General features: G+C 42.2%; 15 protein-coding genes. 5 read left to right on the top strand and 10 right to left on the bottom strand.

The genetic code is table 11. From position 1 onward, the window contains the following. The first annotated feature begins 126 nt into the window (after positions 1-126). From BF9343_RS10300 to BF9343_RS10290, 3 genes are read left to right on the top strand one after another with little or no spacing between them, the layout of a single operon-like run. A complete protein-coding gene (locus BF9343_RS10300; protein ID WP_005787412.1) occupies positions 127-1,704 on the top strand; it encodes a beta-N-acetylhexosaminidase in 1,578 nt (525 codons plus the stop codon). 23 nt (positions 1,705-1,727) lie between these two features. Further along, positions 1,728-4,901, top strand: a complete 3,174-nt coding sequence (locus BF9343_RS10295; protein WP_010992894.1) for a UvrD-helicase domain-containing protein — start codon at positions 1,728-1,730, stop codon at positions 4,899-4,901. Further along, positions 4,898-7,771 carry a PD-(D/E)XK nuclease family protein gene (locus BF9343_RS10290; protein ID WP_010992893.1) on the top strand — a complete coding sequence of 958 codons (2,874 nt, stop codon included), beginning with the start codon at positions 4,898-4,900 and terminating at the stop codon, positions 7,769-7,771. The genes BF9343_RS10295 and BF9343_RS10290 overlap by 4 nt, the downstream gene beginning before the upstream one ends. A gap of 232 nt (positions 7,772-8,003) precedes the next feature. On the opposite strand, the gene BF9343_RS10285 is transcribed toward BF9343_RS10290, so the two are convergent. From BF9343_RS10285 to BF9343_RS10275, 3 genes are all read right to left on the bottom strand, one after another. After that, the gene (locus BF9343_RS10285; protein WP_005787406.1) at positions 8,004-9,131 is read right to left on the bottom strand and encodes an ATP-binding response regulator; all 1,128 of its coding nucleotides are present in this window, start codon (positions 9,129-9,131) and stop codon (positions 8,004-8,006) included. A 34-nt stretch (positions 9,132-9,165) separates the two neighbouring features. Further along, the gene (locus BF9343_RS10280) at positions 9,166-10,104 is read right to left on the bottom strand and encodes a UDP-glucuronic acid decarboxylase family protein (RefSeq protein ID WP_005803392.1); all 939 of its coding nucleotides are present in this window, start codon (positions 10,102-10,104) and stop codon (positions 9,166-9,168) included. A 140-nt stretch (positions 10,105-10,244) separates the two neighbouring features. Further along, positions 10,245-10,562, bottom strand: coding sequence for a hypothetical protein (locus BF9343_RS10275; RefSeq protein WP_022348024.1), 318 nt, complete (start codon positions 10,560-10,562; stop codon positions 10,245-10,247). A 251-nt stretch (positions 10,563-10,813) separates the two neighbouring features. Between BF9343_RS10275 and BF9343_RS10270 the strand changes: the two genes are divergently transcribed. After that, entirely contained in the window at positions 10,814-11,773 is a 960-nt protein-coding gene (locus BF9343_RS10270; protein ID WP_005803390.1) for a hypothetical protein, read from the top strand. Between the two features lie 249 nt (positions 11,774-12,022). Continuing rightward, a complete protein-coding gene (locus tag BF9343_RS10265; protein WP_005794255.1) occupies positions 12,023-12,982 on the top strand; it encodes a hypothetical protein in 960 nt (319 codons plus the stop codon). A 114-nt stretch (positions 12,983-13,096) separates the two neighbouring features. Here BF9343_RS10265 and BF9343_RS10260 read toward each other — a convergent pair whose 3' ends face one another. From BF9343_RS10260 to BF9343_RS10230, 7 genes are all read right to left on the bottom strand, one after another. Continuing rightward, positions 13,097-14,077, bottom strand: coding sequence for a FimB/Mfa2 family fimbrial subunit (locus BF9343_RS10260; RefSeq protein WP_005803389.1), 981 nt, complete (start codon positions 14,075-14,077; stop codon positions 13,097-13,099). 31 nt (positions 14,078-14,108) lie between these two features. Next, positions 14,109-15,668: an Mfa1 family fimbria major subunit gene (locus BF9343_RS10255; RefSeq protein ID WP_010992891.1), complete on the bottom strand. Its 1,560-nt coding sequence runs from the start codon at positions 15,666-15,668 to the stop codon at positions 14,109-14,111. A gap of 41 nt (positions 15,669-15,709) precedes the next feature. Further along, positions 15,710-17,161, bottom strand: a complete 1,452-nt coding sequence (locus tag BF9343_RS10250; protein ID WP_005787396.1) for a DUF3868 domain-containing protein — start codon at positions 17,159-17,161, stop codon at positions 15,710-15,712. A 26-nt stretch (positions 17,162-17,187) separates the two neighbouring features. Next, positions 17,188-17,754: a DUF3575 domain-containing protein gene (locus BF9343_RS10245; protein WP_010992890.1), complete on the bottom strand. Its 567-nt coding sequence runs from the start codon at positions 17,752-17,754 to the stop codon at positions 17,188-17,190. A gap of 336 nt (positions 17,755-18,090) precedes the next feature. Continuing rightward, positions 18,091-18,636: an IbrB-like domain-containing protein gene (locus BF9343_RS10240; RefSeq protein WP_005787394.1), complete on the bottom strand. Its 546-nt coding sequence runs from the start codon at positions 18,634-18,636 to the stop codon at positions 18,091-18,093. Then, positions 18,633-19,937 (bottom strand): DUF3440 domain-containing protein, encoded by a 1,305-nt coding sequence (locus BF9343_RS10235; protein ID WP_005787392.1) that lies wholly within the window; start codon positions 19,935-19,937, stop codon positions 18,633-18,635. The genes BF9343_RS10240 and BF9343_RS10235 overlap by 4 nt, the downstream gene beginning before the upstream one ends. After that, a complete protein-coding gene (locus BF9343_RS10230; protein ID WP_005787390.1) occupies positions 19,934-20,329 on the bottom strand; it encodes a hypothetical protein in 396 nt (131 codons plus the stop codon). Before BF9343_RS10230 ends, BF9343_RS10235 begins: the two co-directional genes overlap by 4 nt. Positions 20,330-20,350 lie beyond the last annotated feature (21 nt).

The raw sequence follows: 20,350 nt of genomic DNA, 5'->3' as shown, positions 1-20,350 counted from the left end.
TCACATTTTTATGCAAAATTCTAATCGAAAAGAAAGTATCGGCATACTCTCTTTCTGTGCTGAAGTGTCCGTTTTCTCGTACAAAAACTGTATATTTGCCACGAAACTAATTAATAAATTAACCCCATGAAAAACTATTTAGGACTGATTTTCCTCTTGTTTGCTTTTACAGCAACCGCACAAAACAATCGTTCAGCCCTGTTGCCTATGCCCAATCACATAGAGCAAGTGCAAGGTAAACCTTTTAGCTTAACAGGTAAGAACATCACGATTCACCCCGGACAACCGGAATTAAAGTTTGCGGCTACTACTCTGCAAAGTATACTGAAAGACCGCATGCAAGTAGACATTCCCCTTTCCGGCTCTCGCCAATCCCCCATCCGGTTAATTATTGATCCACAATTGGAAGGAAAAGAACATTATCAACTCAAAGTTGACCAGAAAGGGATGACCATTAGCGGAGCCAGTGCAGCAGCCGTTTTCTATGGTGTAATGACTGTCGATCAAGTTCTCTTGGGAGATGTATGCTCCAGCAATCGGAAAGAAATGACTCCTATCAGTATCGATGATGCGCCTCGCTTTGGCTACCGGGCTTTAATGCTAGACCCTGCCCGGCATTTTTTACCAATAGAAGATGTAAAGTTCTACATCGATCAGATGGTACGCTACAAATATAATGTGCTTCAACTTCACCTGACAGATGATCAAGGATGGAGAATCGAAATTAGAAAGCATCCGAAACTTACCGCAGGACAATCTTTTTATACTCAAGAAGAGTTGGCCGACCTGATTCGTTATGCAGCCGAACGCCATGTTGAAATAGTGCCGGAATTGGATATTCCGGGACACACTGTCGCTGTATTAGCCGCTTATCCTGAACTGGGATGTACACACACCGATACCATTGCAAAGAATGTAGGTGAGACTGTAAACTTAATGCTTTGTGCCAATAATGAAAAAGTGTATGAAGTGTACAAAGATATTATTGATGAAGTAAGTGCTCTCTTTCCTTCACGTTATATTCACCTGGGTGGTGACGAAGCAGTTATAGAAAAGAACTGGACCAAATGTGAACGCTGTCAAAAAATGATGAAGGAACTGAAATACGAAAAGGCTTCCCAATTAATGATTCCTTTTTTCAGCCGTATGCTCAGTTTCGTAGAGGCTGATGGAAAATACCCTATTCTCTGGTGTGAATTAGATAACATTCGCATGCCGGCCAACGATTATCTGTTCCCTTACCCTAAAAATGTAACACTTGTGAGCTGGAGATACGGATTGACGCCAACTTGCCAGAAACTGACCCAACAGCATGGTAACCCTCTGATTATGGCTCCGGGAGAATTTGCATATCTGGATTATCCGCAGTTCAAAGGAGATCTTCCGGAATTTAATAACTGGGGAATGCCGGTAACTACACTCGAAACATGCTATCAGTTTGATCCGGGATACGGAAAACCCGCAGCAGAACAGGCACACATTCTGGGAGTAATGGGAACACTTTGGGGAGAAGCAATAAAGGACATTAACCGAGTGACATATATGACCTATCCCCGCGGTCTGGCACTGGCAGAAGCAGGATGGACCCAAATGGAACATCGCAATTGGGATTCTTTCAAAGAACGTTTATATCCCAATCTGAATAACTTAATGAAAAAAGGCGTTTCAATACGTGTACCATTCGAAATAGTAAAAAGAAAATAATCATTATCCAATACAAACTGTGAATGAGCGAACTCATTGTCTATAAAGCCTCCGCCGGGTCCGGAAAAACCTTCACCCTGGCTGTTGAATATATCAAGTTACTAATCCGGAATCCGCGTGCCTATCGCCAGATTTTAGCAGTAACCTTTACTAATAAAGCTACTGCTGAAATGAAGGAGCGTATTCTTAGTCAATTATATGGAATACAGATAGGCGATCCGGATTCGGATGCCTATCTAAAACGCATAATTGCCGAGACAGGGCATTCAGAAGACGAGATACGAACAACGGCAGGCATAGCTTTGGGTTATATGCTTCATGACTACAGTCGGTTCCGCGTCGAAACCATTGATTCCTTTTTTCAATCGGTCATGCGTAATCTGGCTCGTGAACTTGAATTGAGTCCCAATCTGAATATCGAACTGAACAACGTAGAAGTATTGAGCGATGCTGTGGACAGTATGATTGAAAAGTTGGGACCCAATTCACCTGTACTGGTATGGCTGCTCGATTATATAGATGAACGTATCGCTGACGATAAACGCTGGAATGTTTCGGATGAGATCAAAAGTTTCGGACGGAATATTTTTGATGAAGGATACATCGAGAAAGGTGATGGTCTCCGCCGACGCCTCCGTGACCCGAATGTAATCCATAATTATCGTAAGACATTAAAAGAGATGGAAACAGCCGCTCTTGAACAGATGAAAGAGTTCGCTCAACAGTTTGAAAATGTACTTTCCAGTCAATCACTGAAACCAACTGATTTAAAGAACGGAGCCAAAGGAATAGGAAGCTATTTCAATAAACTAAAAAACGGTATACTCGGAGACGAGATAGTCAATGCTACTGTAATCAAATGCCTCGATGACGAGACTAATTGGGCTGCAAAAACATCAAAACAATATACGGATATTATATTGTTGGCTTCTTCCATCTTAATGCCACTTCTACAAAATGCCGAACAATATCGCTCACGCAACAATCGAATAGTGAACAGCTGCCGACTGTCGACACAGCACCTGAACAAAGTCCGGCTTTTAACCAATATTGATGAAGAAGTACGTCAACTGAATCGTGAAAACAATCGTTTCCTCCTTTCGGATACCAACGCTTTGCTCCACCAATTAGTGAAAGACGGTGACTCCTCTTTTGTTTTCGAAAAAATCGGAACTAACATCCGCAATGTGATGATAGACGAATTTCAAGACACCAGTCGAATGCAATGGGATAATTTTAAACTCCTGCTACTTGAAGGATTGTCTCAAGGAGCCGACAGCTTGATTGTAGGTGATGTCAAGCAATCTATTTATCGTTGGCGAAACGGCGATTGGGGAATCCTTAACGGATTAAACAAGCAACTTGGATATTTTTCTATCCGTACAGAAACGTTAAAAACCAACCGTCGAAGTGAAACCAATATCATACGATTCAACAATAGTATATTCTCCGCGGCTGTGGACTATCTCAACGAAATGTATAATAAGCAGTTGGGAAGTATTTGTGAGCCTCTGATCAATGCATATGCCGACGTGGAACAGGAATCCCCCCGAAACAAACAACAAGGATACGTTAAGGTAGAGTTTCTCGAACCGGACGAAGAACACGATTATACAGAACAAACCCTTATCAGCCTGGGAATGGAAGTAGAACATCTGTTACAATCCGGCGTTAAACTGAACGATATAGCTATTCTCGTAAGAAAGAATAAAAGTATTCCGCGTATTGCCGATTACTTCGATAAACAACTAAATTATAAGATTGTGTCTGACGAAGCCTTCCGTCTGGATGCCTCGCTCGCCATCTGTATGATGTTGGATGCCTTGCGCTATCTTTCCGATCCGGAGAATCGGATCGTGAAAGCACAGTTGGCCACTAATTACCAATTACAAATACTTCATTCGGAGTATGATCTCAATTCGCTGCTCCTCCATAAAGCCGAAGAATTATTTCCACCGGCTTTTCTGGAACGAATGGCAGAACTACGGTTGATGCCTCTGTATGAACTGTTAGAGGAACTTTTCAGTTTATTTGAACTGCACCGTATTGAACAACAGGACGCTTACCTGTTTGCTTTCTTTGATGCAGTAACCGATTATCTGCAAAGCCACTCTTCTGATCCGGACAGCTTTATACGATATTGGAACGAGACGTTATCCGGGAAAACAATTCCGAGCGGCGAAGTGGAGGGTATACGTATCTTTTCAATACATAAATCCAAAGGACTGGAATTTCATACGGTACTCCTACCCTTCTGCGACTGGAAACTGGAAAATGAAACAAACAACCAACTCGTCTGGTGCGTACCTCAAGAAGCCCCTTTCAACGAGTTGGATATTGTGCCGGTAAATTACTCTTCCGCCATGGCAGAATCAGTATACCGCACAGATTATTTACACGAACGCCTGCAACTATGGGTAGACAATCTGAATCTGCTTTACGTAGCATTTACACGTGCCGGAAAAAATTTGATTATCTGGAGTCGGAAAGGACAAAGAAATACAATGGCCGAATTGCTAACCGGAGCACTACCACAGGCTGCCAACAAATTAGATCAGGAATGGGATGAAGAACAGGTATATGAATTAGGTGACCTTTGCCCATCCGAAAATGAGAAAAAAATCGATTCAGGTAACAAGCTGACTCGCAAACCGGAAAAACTTCCGGTCAATATGGAATCTATGCATCCGGATATAGAATTCCGACAGTCCAACCGATCTGCTGATTTTATCAAGGGGCTTTCTGAAGAAGAATCCGATGACCGCTTCATAAATCACGGACAATTGTTGCATACTTTATTTTCTGCCATTGAGACCAAGGATGACATAGAACCGGCCATTCAGCGCTTGATATTCGAGGGAATCATTGGCAGCAAAGAAGCGGAAAAACAAATACGTTCTCTGACCGTAAAGGCCTTCTCCCTGCCTGAAGTACAAGAGTGGTACTCCGGTGAATGGAGATTGTTCAACGAGTGCGCAATCATTTACAAAGACAAAGGTGTATTACAAACCCGTCGCCCTGATCGTGTAATGATGAAAAACGAGCAAGTAGTTGTGGTAGACTTCAAATTTGGTAAAGCAAACAAAAAATACAACAAACAGGTAAAAGGATACATGCAGCTCCTCTCCCGAATGGGATACAAAAACATCACAGGTTATCTGTGGTATGTAGAAGAAGAAATAATCGAAAAAGTATGAAAACATTTCTCCAATTGGTCGCGCAGGACCTTTACTGTAAAATAGGAAATGATCTGTCACGCACAGCTATCATATTCCCTAACAAACGTGCCAGTCTGTTCTTTAATGAACATTTGGCAAATCAGTCCGATCAACCTCTTTGGTCACCGGCATATTTAAGTATCAGCGAATTATTTCAGCATTTATCGGTGTTAAAACTAGGAGATCCGATTCGGTTAGTATGCGAGCTTTATAAAATATTCCGTGAAGAAACAAATAGTGACGAATCACTGGACGACTTCTACTTCTGGGGTGAGTTATTAATCAGTGATTTTGATGATGTAGACAAAAATCTGGTTCATGCAGATAAGTTATTTACTAATCTGCAGGACTTAAAGAATGTCATGGATGATTATGAATTTCTCGACCAAGAGCAAGAACAGGCTATCCAGCAGTTTTTCCAAAATTTTTCTATCGAAAAGAGAACACTGTTAAAAGAAAAGTTTATTTCTCTTTGGGATAAATTGGGTGATATTTATCGCCGATATCATAAAAAGCTGGAAGAATTAGGATTTGCCTACGAAGGTATGCTCTACCGAAACGTTATTGAACAACTTGAACCGGATTCATTGAAATATGACTGCTATGTATTTGTCGGCTTCAACGTACTGAACAAGGTGGAAACTCACTTCTTCCAACAATTGCAGAATGCGGGTAAGGCTCTTTTCTATTGGGATTATGACGTGTTTTACACTCAGCTTCCTTCCCGGCAAAAACAACGCCATGAGGCCGGAGAATTTATCAACCGCAATCTCAAACTCTTCCCCAATGAGCTTCCTGCCGAATTGTTCAATGAATTGATAAAACCCAAAAAAGTTCGTTTTATCTCTTCCCCAACCGAGAACGCACAAGCCCGTTATCTGCCTCAATGGGTACATGAGAACCTGAGTAACGAAGAAAAAGAAAATGCCGTTGTGCTGTGCAATGAGGCTTTACTTCTCCCTGTTTTGCACTCTATACCGGAGGTAGTAAGGAATGTCAATATCACCATGGGATTTCCGTTAGCACAGACTCCGGTATATAGTTTTATCAACGCCATACTCGAACTGCAAACCAGCGGATACCGGACAGACTCGGGACGATATATCTATGATGCCGTACAGACGGTATTGAAACATCCCTATACCCGCCGCCTCTCAGATAAAGCTGAGCCGCTGCAACGGGAACTTACAAAGACCAACCGTTTTTATCCTTTTCCATCCGAATTAAAGAAAGACAAATTTCTGGACATATTGTTTACGCCTCGCAATGGTATCCGTGAACTCTGTGTCTACATCACGGAACTGCTGAAAGAAGTATCTGTTTTATATCGTCAGGAACAGGAAAGCGATGACATTTTCAATCAGCTGTACCGTGAATCTCTCTTCAAAAGTTTCACATTAGTCAACAGGTTGCTCAATCTGATAGACAACAACGAATTGCAGGTACGCATAGAAACTCTGAAACGTTTATTAAATAAAATACTGAATGCAGCCAACATTCCTTTTCATGGTGAACCGGCTATAGGAATGCAGATCATGGGAGTATTGGAAACACGTAACCTCGACTTCCGTAACTTGCTCCTTCTATCGCTTAATGAAGGCCAATTGCCCAAATCGGGAGGTGAGTCATCATTCATCCCTTATAATTTACGCAAAGCTTTCGGCATGACTACTATTGAACATAAGAATGCTGTTTATGCCTATTATTTCTATCGCCTGATTCAGCGTGCAGAAAATATAACCTTAATGTATAACACCTCATCAGATGGGTTAAACAGAGGAGAATGGTCACGTTTCATGCTACAGTTTCTGATTGAATGGCCACATGAAATCAGCCGTGAATATCTTGAAGCCGGACAATCGCCACAAAACAGCAAGGAAATCCGCATTACAAAAACCCCGGAAATTATTGACCGTTTATACCGGACTTATGACTTCTCACGCAACCCGGATGCCCTAATACTTTCGCCTTCAGCATTAAACACCTATCTTGATTGTCGGCTGAAGTTTTATTTCCGTTATGTGGCACGCCTTAAAGCTCCCGATGAAGTCAGTGCTGAAATTGACTCCGCCCTGTTCGGAACCATCTTCCACCGTTCTGCCCAATTGGTTTATTTAGATCTGACAGCCAACAAACGAGATGTCCATAAAGAAGATCTTGAACGCCTATTGCGCGATAATATCCGTCTTCAAAACTACGTGGATATAGCTTTTAAAGAAATATTTTTTCATGTTCCTATCGACGAGAAGCCCGAGTATAACGGAATCCAGCTAATAAACTCAAAGGTTATCACTTCGTATCTCCGCCAACTGCTGCGTAATGACCTGCAATATGCCCCTTTCCGAATGATGGGTATGGAACAGGAAGTAGTGGAGGATATCCGGATAGAAGGGCCTGTGGGAAAGTTATCACTAAGAATCGGAGGCACCATCGACCGTATGGATAGCAAAGAAGGTACACTCCGAATTGTGGATTATAAGACCGGAGGCAGCCCCAAAGTACCGGCAAATATAGAACAATTATTCACACCTGCCGAAGGACGCCCCAACTACATCTTCCAAACTTTCCTATACGCCGCCATTATGGCACGGCAACAGGCACTAAAAGTAGCTCCCTCGCTACTCTATATTCATCGGGCAGCTTCCGAGAGTTACTCTCCTGTAATTGAAATAGGAGAAGCTCGCAAGCCTAAACTGCCGGTCGATGATTTTTCGGTTTATGAAGATGAATTCCGTGAGCGTCTCCTGAAATTGCTTGAAGAGATATACGATGACAAAGAGGAATTCACTCAAACAAAGGATACAAAGAAATGTGAATATTGCGATTTTAAAGCAATGTGCAAACGATAATAAAAACCTCCTATCCATATATAACACCGGAATCCGGCAATAGAAAAAATGGAGCTGTGTCGAAATGAAGTAAACCCCGAAAGTTTTTTGTCCAACTTTCGGGGTTTACTTATTATGTTAAGACATCACAGATAACACAGATAAAGTTCACCCTGTGATGAATGGGAGTACATCTCCATTTTTATTAGAATAATCTATACTCGGAACGATTCTTCCATCGCTATCGGAATCCTTATTTTTTCAGTGGAATCGAGAAATAGAAAGTTGAACCTTCATCTTTAACAGAAGTAAACCACAACTTTCCTCCATTTTTCACAACAAAATCCTGGCACAAAAGTAACCCGAGTCCCGAACCTTCTTCATTATTAGTACCGAATGTACTGAAATGTGTATCGGTATGCAACAGTTTTTTCTGGCTTTCTTCGTCAATACCGCATCCGCTATCTTTAACACTAACTACCGACATTCCATCCGACTCTTCAACTTTTATAAGAACTTCGGAACCTTCATTACTGAATTTAATGGCATTGCTTATTAAATTGCGTATCACTGTCTTTATCATATCGATATCGGCATGTACCGCCTGACATTCCGGCGATTCAATTCGCAAACGAATATTCTTCAGGCCGGCAACCATTGCGAAGATTTCTCCTACTCCTTCTACAACTTCCACCATGTCGATATCCTGATATACGACTTTAAGCTTACCTATCTGGCTTTTTGTCCATTTCAGTAAGTTATCCAACAACGAAAACACATCTTCGGTAGTCTGATTGGCCATAGTCAGCAGCTCATACATATCTTCGCCGATTTTTTCTTTGGGCAAACTAAGAATCAGCATATTAAGCACCATCTTAATAGATCCCATAGGCGAACGGAGGTCATGGGCAATCACAGAATAAAGCTTATCACGCCCGATAATAGTCTTTTTAAGTTCCTCCGTTTTGGCTTCAATAATACGTTTGGCCGCTACTAAAGAAATCTGATGACTGACCCGAATAATCAGTTCTTCTTTATTAAAAGGTTTAGAGATAAAATCGTTGCCGCCTACCTGAAATCCTTTGACTATATCGGCGGTACTATTCAGTGCGGTCAAAAAGATGATCGGAATATGGGCCGCTTCGGGATCCGCCTTCAACTTTTGAGAAACTTCAAAACCACTCATATCCGGCATCATCACATCCAGCAATATCAGGTCGGGATTCTCTTTCTTTACTTGGTCCAATGCCTGATTCCCATTGCTAGCTGTCACTATGTTAAACTTCTCATTGGTCAGCAATACCTTCAATAAAAGGACATTGGACATAACATCGTCTACAATGAGAATTTTATATTCCGAGGGATTAATTTCCATATTCATCTTTATGTAGCTTTAATCTTGAGTTCTTATTTTATTATAACTTATACTTCATTTTGAAATAGTCAATCATACGATCCAAACCTTCATCCAGCAAAATAGTCGGTTGCCAACCCAATTTCTCCTGTGCCAGTCTGATATCAGGCTTACGCTGTTGGGGATCGTCGTGCGGCAGGGGCTTAAAAGTAATCTTCGACTTCGATCCGGTCTTCCGGATGATCTTCTCCGCTAACTGAAGCATGGAAAATTCATTCGGATTGCCAAGATTTACCGGTCCGGTAAAATCATCACCCGTATTCATCATCCGGATCATTCCCTCGACCAAATCATCAATATACTGGAAACTACGGGTTTGCTCACCTGTCCCATAGATAGTAATATCGTCGTTCTTCAGTGCCTGGATAAGAAAATTAGAAACCACTCTCCCGTCGTTCGGCAACATCCGAGGACCGTATGTATTGAAAATACGAACAATTTTAATGCGTACGTTATTCTGCCGATGATAATCCATAAAGAGAGTTTCAGAACAACGTTTCCCTTCATCATAACAAGAACGGATGCCGATCGGATTGACATTTCCCCAATAAGATTCAGGTTGCGGATGAACCTCCGGATCTCCGTAAACCTCACTGGTTGAAGCTTGCAATATTTTAGCATTGAGTCTACGGGCCAACCCCAACATATTGATAGCTCCCATTACGGATGTTTTAATGGTTTGAATGGCATCGTACTGATAATGTATGGGAGAAGCCGGGCAGGCAAGGTTGTATATTTCGTCTACTTCAGCACTATATGGAAATGTTATATCATGACGTACCACTTCGAAATGGTGGTTATCCATCAAATGGATAATATTTTCTTTTGATCCGGTAAAAAAATTATCCAGACAAATAACGTCGTGCCCCTCGTTGATTAGCCGGGTACAAAGATGCGAACCAATAAAACCCGCACCTCCGCTAACTAAGATTCTTTTCATGTAATTATTTTATAATGACAAAGGGCAAATACATGCTCTCTTCTCATCTATATCTGGACAAATGTATAAGATTTGATTAAAATATGCAAGTTTTTCGAACATATATTTTTAATAAAAAGAAACTGATTCTAAAAATTCTTTTATAAGCCGGACGTACTACGCCAGCTTTCTAATTCTGCTCTTTTTTCTTTTGGAATGCAGATTTCAATTTCATCTTCATGAACCGTACTCACCAATGTATGTTCGATAAACTTCTCAATCATTGCATTACTCAACATAACGCACTTTAATACAATCTCATACGCCTGATAAATGCGATCATACGCGTTGAACTGAGAATATAAAAAGCAAAGATGCCGTGCGGAATTATCGTGCGCACTCCAGCAATCTCCCTCTTTATACAGAAAAATACGACTATCATTGTTTATCTCTCTAATTAATACCTTTTCTAAATCCATCGTAATCACTTTAGGAGTTTGACATAAAAAAACAAGCTTTCCGGCTTATGTCACAAAACTACATCGGGATTGAAGGATATTTGTGACCGGCAGAATGTTTCTGTCCCTCCGGCCCTTTCTCTATATGTAGATTGATCGTGACAGACTTCCTCTTTTTGCAAGTAAGGGCATCAAATAAAAAATAGTTGCGAATTGCGAAACAAGCCGGGGGATAAAAGTGTTAAACAGAGAAACAGTACAAACTGAAAATTATGATAACAAACGAATTAAATATAGGCTTAATAGAAGCCGCAAAAGAAAAGATGCCGACCGGAACCAACCTGGCAAACACTCTAATGGACATTTTATATATAGGTAAGGAGGCCATCTATCGCCGACTGCGGGGAGAAGTACCGTTTACTTTGGCAGAAGCTGCCGTCATCTCGAGAAAATTGGGAATATCGCTCGACAAGATGATCGGTGTGAGTTTCAGCAACAATGCGGTATTCGACCTGAACGTCGTACACCATACCAATACATTCGAAACCTATCACGATATTCTCACGAAATATGTCGATGCATTCGATAACATCCGGGAAGATCCCACTACAGAAATGGCAACCTCTTCAAACATATTGCCTCAAGCATTATATCTCAAACATGATGTACTTTCAAAGTTTCGTCTGTTTAAATGGATGTACCAGAATGAAAATATCAAATGCAAGCATTTTGATGAACTGGAGATTCCCCACAAAATATATAACATCCAGAAAGACTTTGTCAATATGACACAGCAGATGAAGACGACTGATTATATCTGGGACAATACCGTATTCGAACATGTAGTGAGAGACATACAGTTCTTTTCGGAAATCCACCTGGTTTCGGAAGAAGACAAAGAGTTGATAAAAGACGATTTATTGCTTCTGACGGATGAATTGGAAGAGTTGGCCGGAAAAGGTAAGTATGAAACCGGTAACGATGTACGTATCTATATCTCAAATATCAAGTTCGATGCCACCTATAGCTATGTGGCAACCAGCAACAGCCATATCAGTATGATACGCATATACTCTATCAATGCCATTACAACGCAGGATGACGGCATGTTCCGCAGCCTGAAAGAGTGGGTACAATCACTCAAAAAATTCTCAACTCAAATATCCGAAAGCGGAGAGATGCAACGTATACGTTTCTTTAATGAACAGCGTGAAATAATAAATACCTTATAACTTTATTAAAAACGAAAAACGAAACAAGGTAGGAGAACAGTGACAATTATCGGAAACAGATGGCAATGCCATCTGTTTTTTTTCATTCTCCAGCCATCCCTCCGGCAATAATTCTCCAATCAGAAAATCCCTCTTTTTTCTACACATGATATACCATACAAAAGTTCGGTCTACTTACTCTATATTTGCATATGTCACAAGCCATTGTGATTCTCGCAATATTATTAATCAATAACCCAAACGGCAGTTATGAAAAATTATATCGTTAACGAACTCATTGCAGCAATGAAAGAACGGATTCCCCGTGGAATAAATCTGGCCAACTACCTGACAGATGCCCTATGTATGGGAAAAGAGGCTGTATACCGAAGATTACGAGGCGAAGTGGCTTTCACCTTTGACGAAATTGCCATGATTTCATGCAAACTGGGAATATCAATTGATCAGATTATTGGAAATCACCAGTCGAACCGTGTGACTTTCGATTTAAACCTGCTTCACTCACCCGATCCTCTGGAAAGTTATTATGAGATTATAGAACGCTATCTGCGCATATTCAACTACGTAAAAGATGATATCAGCACGAAGATATATACCGCTTCGAACGTAATTCCTTTCACCCTCTATTCTTCGTACGAATACTTATCAAAGTTTCGCCTGTGCAGATGGATTTATCAAAATGGAAAAATACGTACCCCAAACAGCTTATCGGGAATGCACATACCGGACAAAGCGGTCCATGCCCATAAACTGTTGAGTGAGGCTGTCAAAGCGTGCAGAAAGACCTGTTTTATATGGGACAGCAATGTCTTCTACTCGTTTGTAAAAGAGATGAAGTATTTTGCCGGCCTCAATCTGATTTCGGAAACAGACCTGATACATTTAAAAAACGAACTGGAACTGTTGCTGCATGAACTGGAACAGATATCCGCAAAAGGTGAATTCAGTAACGGAAACAAAGTAGCCATTTACTTATCCAATATCGATTTTGAAGCAACCTACAGCTATATAGAAAAGAAAGATTTCCAAATCAGTCTCCTCCGGGTATATTCTATTAACTCAATGGACTCTCAAAGCCCACGAATTTGCGGCATACAAAAAGACTGGATACAATCATTGAAAAGACACTCCACACTGATTTCAGAAAGCGGAGAGTCCCAAAGAATTACTTTCCTGGAACAGCAGAAGAGTTTCATCGACACCCTGTAACCCCCGACCGACCAATACCTGTATAAAAATATGGCTACACCCTTTCTTCTGTAGGGTGTAGCCATATCGGCATTAGGGTGTAGCCATCCGGAACGGATAGCTACACCCTGATACTTAAACTCCATCGACCTCTTGCTTCCGGATCAGCCAACCGTTGATCTGTACATCCACACTTATATAATTTCCGTTGCCATCCATACCTTTAAAGAATAGAATAATACCGTGTTTATCGGCACGGTCCAGATATTCCTGCAAGGGTATATCAGCATATTGCTGAAGCCTCAGCGCATTAAGATATTTATTCAAGGGGATGTCAAGAATCACATTACCCGATGACTTATGCGTGATAACCAATCTGTTTTCGGTATCAGTCATCAGACGCAACGTATTCAGTTCGGCTATAGCTCCGGTCTCAGGATCGTCTTCGGTATGATAAGCAGTATATTCCACTTTCTCGTCCGTTTCGTCTCCCAAAAGCCCATTTTCATGGTTGTACCTCCCATTGGGCGAAATAATTCGAAAATCATAATCATCCACGTGAATACTGCTGTCGTCGAGCATCTGCATGATGATACGGAATTTCTTCGTATTCTTCAGCAAAGAGACAGTGGTGATATCATTATTATACTGTGGAGATACCTCCGTCTGTTTGCCATGCCACAGTAAATGGAGTTCTCTGTCGACCACCCCTCCTCCAATCCGGGTTTTCAGATTGTTGACACTGACTTCCAGATCTTCCAACGTAGATACCCCGGGAGTCAGGGTAACTTTGTCGTACGACTCGCCATACAACCCCGACCAAGCCACAAAAATATATCTTCTGCCTGCCATGGCTCCGGGTAAAGTCATCAGGTAATCCGGTGCAAAAGCACCGGATTCTTCTTTCAATTCTGTCACAAATACACCTTTTTCATCGAATACATACAGGTTCATCTTGGTTGCCTGCTTATGAAACAAGTCTATGTATTCCAGGTTGTAGTCGTATACAAAGCGGACATAAGAGTTGCAATCTTCATCCATCCCGTCTCTGACGCAGGAAGCACATAGCAGAAGGCAGCAACATGCAACCTGTATGTATCCGATAAATCTGTTCATAGTTACTTCAGTTTAGTTTATAAGAAAGAATTTATAAAAGTTCCTCTACATTCTGATTACGGATATACCACCGCATAATGTTGACGTCAGCCGAGATCCAGGAAGTGTCTTCGTCATCCGGATCTGTTCCGGGAGGATTGATCACCGGCTGTCCCGGACCGATAATCTTATTGATACTAAGCTGATATACATTATTCCGTACCACGCCATAGCGTCCGTATCCCATCAATACAGGTACCATGTTATTGGAGAAATGACGAATCAGAACCGTATAATAGCACACTCCTTGATAGTAGAAATTAATGCCACCCTCCGAAAAAGAAACCGTAGGTGAATTAAATGCATTCGGGTTCCAGGCCAGTACGTTCTCTATAGCCTGTTCCAAACCTGCATCACGTAATTCCTGAGGAATCTGCCCCCTGTCATTTACCATATCCCGCATGGCTTCCACTCTGATAGCATTGCCTTTGAAATAGTAGAAACTGATGCCCCCTCCGTTACGAGTCGCAACCGATCCGAAGCCATTCGGCGTGTAAGTTCCGCTAATCACTACACGGGTAGTTACGTCATGCCGCTGGTCGGCAGCGTCCATCGTATTTTCCAGCGTATAATCATAGTCATCAAAATTCTTGCTCAACTCCGGAGTCCCTGACAAATACTCAAACTGTCCGACAGGGTTTCCTCCATTCCAGGAACTGAATCTTGTAAAGTTAGGATCTTCGGCATAGCGTTCCTCGCGGTATCCGGCATTGAGTTGTTCCATTTCATTCGGAACACCACCCGAGTTAGCTATAAAAGTCATCTTACGCATCCAGTAGGTATACATATTGGTCACATCCAGTCCCCATTTCAGATTGTCAATCCGATCACCGTGCGGTACTACCTCAGGCACTCCGCTGACAACGACTTTAGCTACCGCACGTTCCACCTCGACCCTTACCGGATTTTCTTCGGCCATCCGTTGATTATCCCTCAACTCCACCTCAGGAACAAAAGTAAGGTCCTGATGATTAGTCATATAAAAGTTATTATCGGCAGCAATACCATAAGGCTGTATCAGCGACTCTTTTGTCATATTGGCTGCACGCGATAAATAACTTCTGGGATTTCCCTGTTCGGTAATCTCCAGCAATTCACCGGGAGGATTGATCAATATCAATAACTCATAATCCTGTTTCACCACTTCACGACCTACTGTAACAAAACGACTCACAGTCGGCGTAGCCGATGGCACATCTTCTCCTCTCACTACATCTCCTCCGGTAAATTCATTCATTCCGTCAGTAGATACATTCAGGTCCCAAGAGTAACGCACGGTATTATTCTTGGTTTCATACAGCACCATGCGTACATGATTCACGACTTGCTCTTCAGTACGTCCCGAAGTTGTCGGGTCGACTGCCACCCGGGTACCGGCCAACGAACCGGTAGACAGGCGCATGGAGAGAAATGCTTTCTCGGTCGGTTCCGGAGTTTCCTTACCGGTACTTCCACCAGGGTCAAAATTCTCTTCATCACTACAAGATGCCATCATCATCATTCCGGCTCCGATTGCGAGGCCGAACATTAGTTTTTTCCATTCTACTTTCATAGTTCTACAATTGTTTAATTAAAAAAAAATACATTTATAAGTCACTCCTGGGTCTTTAGCCAAGCTGCTAATTGCCCCATATTATATGCTGCCGCTTGAATGCCGGCATCAATCGCTTTTTCCAGATACTCTCCTCCTTTCTTATAATCTTGTTTCAAGATGTATGCGATTCCTAAATTATTCCATGCTTCAGGCATATCCGACTTCTGAAGTCGGACTATGGCAGCATCTATAGCGCCATTCTCCAGTTCAAGTGCCGCAGTGTTGAGCCGCGCTACCGGGTCATCGGGATAAATGCGGGCAGCAATGTCAAACACCTCTTTAAATTCACCGCTGTCCTTGGGGTAAGTATTCGCCACGAGAAACATTTCATTCAGACTGAGGTACTGAGGTTTGGTTTTAATAAGTTGCTTCGCCTCGTCTACATTAAAAGCACGCGCCACATAAGAAATGGTATATTCATTACGACGTAAAGGCGGATAATAGTCCCTCAGTAACATCCGGTAGGTAGTTCCTCCATTCAGCGCCTGCAACCGATTTTTTCGTGTGGCGAAATCCGTATGTCCGTCGATAACGGCAAGTATAGCTCCCTTATCAATCAGACTCGAAGCCGCAACTTCACGACGCAGGCCGGACCAGTCTTCTCCTTTCCAATCGACTGTCAGCAGAGATTCGTCAACTCCTCCGTGATTCTGCAGATAACCGACAAATGCCAATGCACGGTTTTCGGACAATTTCATGTTGCGGCTATAGTTACCTTCAGGAGATGCATAGCCTGTCACCCGAAATTCCGTTACGGTCAGGTTGGAATCGTTTTGTATCTCATTGACAATCCGGTCGACATCAGCAAGCACGTTGGCATTATTCTTATAATTGCGCAGCAATACATATTTGTCCACCTCAAAATTCAGATAGGCTGTATGTGTCTCGCTACGCTGCTTCAACGGTTCTACCGGCGGAGTCACATAACTCAACTCATAACGAGGTGTAAATTGTTCGTCGAATACCGATGTTATAACGGTATGGTCACCCTGACTGACAGGACAATCGGCACAACCGGTCACCTCTTCACGTAAAATCAGCTCTGCCCGGCGCATCCATTCATGATAGGGTAATCCGAAGTGGAGATTCACAGTCTGGGGAGTACCGCTCTTTCGTTTCTCGACAAGCATAGGAGACATTTCAAAATTGTCAGTGCCGAAAGCTAAAGATCGTTTCAGCACCCGATAGCGACGGGGTCCGGCTATCACTACCGGAGCTAATTGCTGTTGTTCTTCTCCTTCTGTAGATCGCAAGACCGGTGTAAGCACAATCATTTGCTGTGCAGCCAGCTTTACAGCCCCTAAATCAAGGGATACCTCCACGTTCAACTCCCCTCCTTTCCGGACCACATGGTGTTGTCCGAAGCCGATATGACCTTCGTATGAATTTTGCGCCTGCGCAACCATGCCGCAGAGGACGATGCCCAATATCAGAAAATAAAACTTTTTCATATCTTTCATTTTTTATCAAATTCAACTTAGCGAATAAAGTAGACCAATGAAACAGCCGCTTTGGTAGGACCGACATAGTTTTTATGCCCACTCTTTATTTTAGGACTGCAATTCACACAACGATACTTATCGTATACCCAAAGAGCATATCCCACTCCGACCGAGGCCTCTAGGCTCCAATGTTTACTCAGTAGCCATTGATGTCCCACACTGACACCTCCTCCATAGAAGTATCCTTCATAGCGATGGTCTTTAAGAGAAGGGAATATTTTGAAAGGTAAACTGATACCGGCCACGCTAAACTCACCTCCATGCAGATGTACCCCCCAGAAGGTTCCATTGAAACGCTCACAGGTCCAGTAACGGAATTCCGGCTGTGCCAGCCAGTGCTTGAAACGCTTGTGATTTCCGAACGTAAACGGATTATAGCCGCCATACAGGTCAAGCGTGGTCTTCTTCCCCAACCCTACCTCTAATGCCAGATTGGGTGTGGTGGTAGCATCGTACAGGAGATTATTTTTCAGAGCGATGTGCTGTGCACTTACAGCTACTGAAATCGATATTGCGGCTCCAAACAGAATTAGCTTTTTCATACTCGTTTCTTCTATTATATATACTGACTAAAACTTGCTCAAAATGAATATGACAAATATCGCGGAATTGTATCATTCCGGAAATTGTATTCATTTCTCTTATAGAGGAAGAAAGAGTAATAAAACTTCTAATAATGGGGCTTTAATGAAGTGAAGTTGCTAAATATAAAAAAGGGAGGAGAAAGTTCTGTGCAGTTTCATTTTCCGCAAATAAGGTAACCGAACGTTGCGATTCGGACAAACAGAGAGGCAAAAAAACAGGCATAGATTCTATACGGCATATATCTGCTGACGACAGTATATGCATCTATAAAATCCACGCCTGCAAGGCAAACTTTAACGAGTAGGTTTCTTATCTACATTTCCCGGCTGGTCATCTTCGGGAACACTGAAGTCACGATTGGCAAACAGATCGGCCAAACCCGATATTTGCTTTAAGCGCAACAACTCGTCCCGATCCATACCGATATTCTTCATAATCCATTGATCGGACATGCCTGCCTTATCAAGTTCGGCAACAATATGGCACATCAGTTCTATATTGTGCGTACCCCGGGCACGATTATGGCGGATAGTGGAACTCATACGATTGGAAAGATCCTTTTCGATTACCACAATAGGCAACATCCCGTTTTCTCTCTGAAAGATACGTTTCGAAGTCTTCAGCACAGAATAACGGTGGAAACCGTCGACAAGGATATAAACATCCTTTTCCTTATCATAATAGCAGACGCAGGGCATAGTGAAGCCGTCTTCCCAGATAGAAAGTTCAAGAAGCCTCATCTCCGGAGGAGCCACCACATTCGGATTGTAATCGTTGGCCTGTACTTTTTCTACGGGAACTGCTATTACATTATATACCGGACTTTTCTTTATACTCATTGCAATATGTTTTTATATTGTTCGATTACTTGATTTCGTTTACTCATTTCCTCTTTTGTCGGAGAGAATCCCATATACTTGCAAGCATGATCATTTTTCAGAATACAGATGCACATGCGCTTGTAGGTGGGGATTTCCCTGAACTCCGGAATATCAATATCATCCTGATATTCCATGCGGACCGGCTTCTTGGTCGTTTTATAATTGGAGTTGTCCATTACAATAATAGGTACCTTGGCTTCATTCAGCCTACGAATAGTTTCGTCACTCAGACACCCTCCCTTATTACGCCAGAATTGTACACTGACCTGTAACTTCCGGAGATATCCGTTTCGGGCACGGTCGGGCAAAGTGGAAAGCAGAAAATACATGAATTCCCGCCAGGTATATCCTTCCGGAAGCTTAATGGACTGCCATCCCATCGCATGGGTTCCTCCATACATACTCGTGAAGTTCACTCCATTGACACGGCCTATCATTTTCCCCCACGTATTCGGATCGATGGCTCGGTAAAGTGCCAGACTCTCTTGTGCCTCACCTATGAACGGGCTGGCAACGCGCTGACGTTCCAGATTGACTCCCGCCCAATAGTAATAGTCGTATAGTTTATTGTAATCCCACTTAAACTTTCCGTTAGCAGTCCATACATCCGTAGTTTTCCAGTCGTATATAGGATATGCATTAAAGATATCGTTTCCTACCTTCGAAGTCCACCGATAACGATGATACATCTGGTACTTGCGATTGAGGTAAATACAGCGCCAACGATTGAAACTCTCCTGCGTACGAATACCGATCAGACAGCAGGTGCGCACGGCATCCTTTTTCTCATGAAGCCAACTGGCAAAACGCATTTGGAACTCATAATCCCACATTTGTGTATTATAAAAAGGAAAGTCTTCTTTAGTCATGGCGTTCTCAGGTAACGGACGCACCCAGAGGTCTTTTTTACTATCTTCCCACGGACGCCAGAAAGACTGGTACATGGAAGTACAGGTAGCTACCCTGAAAGGTACACAAACCCGGTATACTTCAAGAATATCCTTATTGTCTTCCAACATACGGGCTATATAGTCAATCGTCATCTTATATTGTATCTCATAATCCATATGGAAAACCCCGAGTTTTATCTTCAGGTTATTCCGGCGAATATAATCAATACATAAGCTCAACAGCACTCCGCTATCTTTTCCTCCCGAAAAGGAAAGATAGACATTATCGAACTCATTGAAGACGATACGCAAACGTTCTTGCGCCAGTTCATACACATTTTTAGGTACAGTTGTAGTTTTAGTCATCATTCATCTTTTTGCATTTTTACATAACGTTTCCATGCCTTCTCCATTATAAACCCGTGTTCCTCAAATACAGCCTGATGGTTGACCATAACAACGGCAAACAAACGTACTTCTTTTCCGATTGCTTCCAAAACACTGGAGATTAATAATGAGAGTGTTTCACGGTTATCACCGCTGACATAATAGTTGTTGATTACGCATCCGCTCCTTCTATGCTCCACCGGCATAAAACCAACAACCGATTTTTTATCGATAGCAATGAACCACACGTATTGTTCTGTCGTTTTAAAAGGATAATTATTATTTGCACTTAAAACATCCGGATTCATCACCAATGGAGCAATAAGTTGGTATAAGCGTTTTTCTGTTCCTTGTACTTGTATTGTCTGTATCATGATATTAATTCCCTTTGGGTA

This window comes from Bacteroides fragilis NCTC 9343 (assembly GCF_000025985.1).
In the GTDB taxonomy this organism is placed as follows: domain Bacteria; phylum Bacteroidota; class Bacteroidia; order Bacteroidales; family Bacteroidaceae; genus Bacteroides; species Bacteroides fragilis.
Note: the sequence above shows the minus strand (reverse complement) of the source record. Positions and strands in the feature narration are given on the sequence as shown.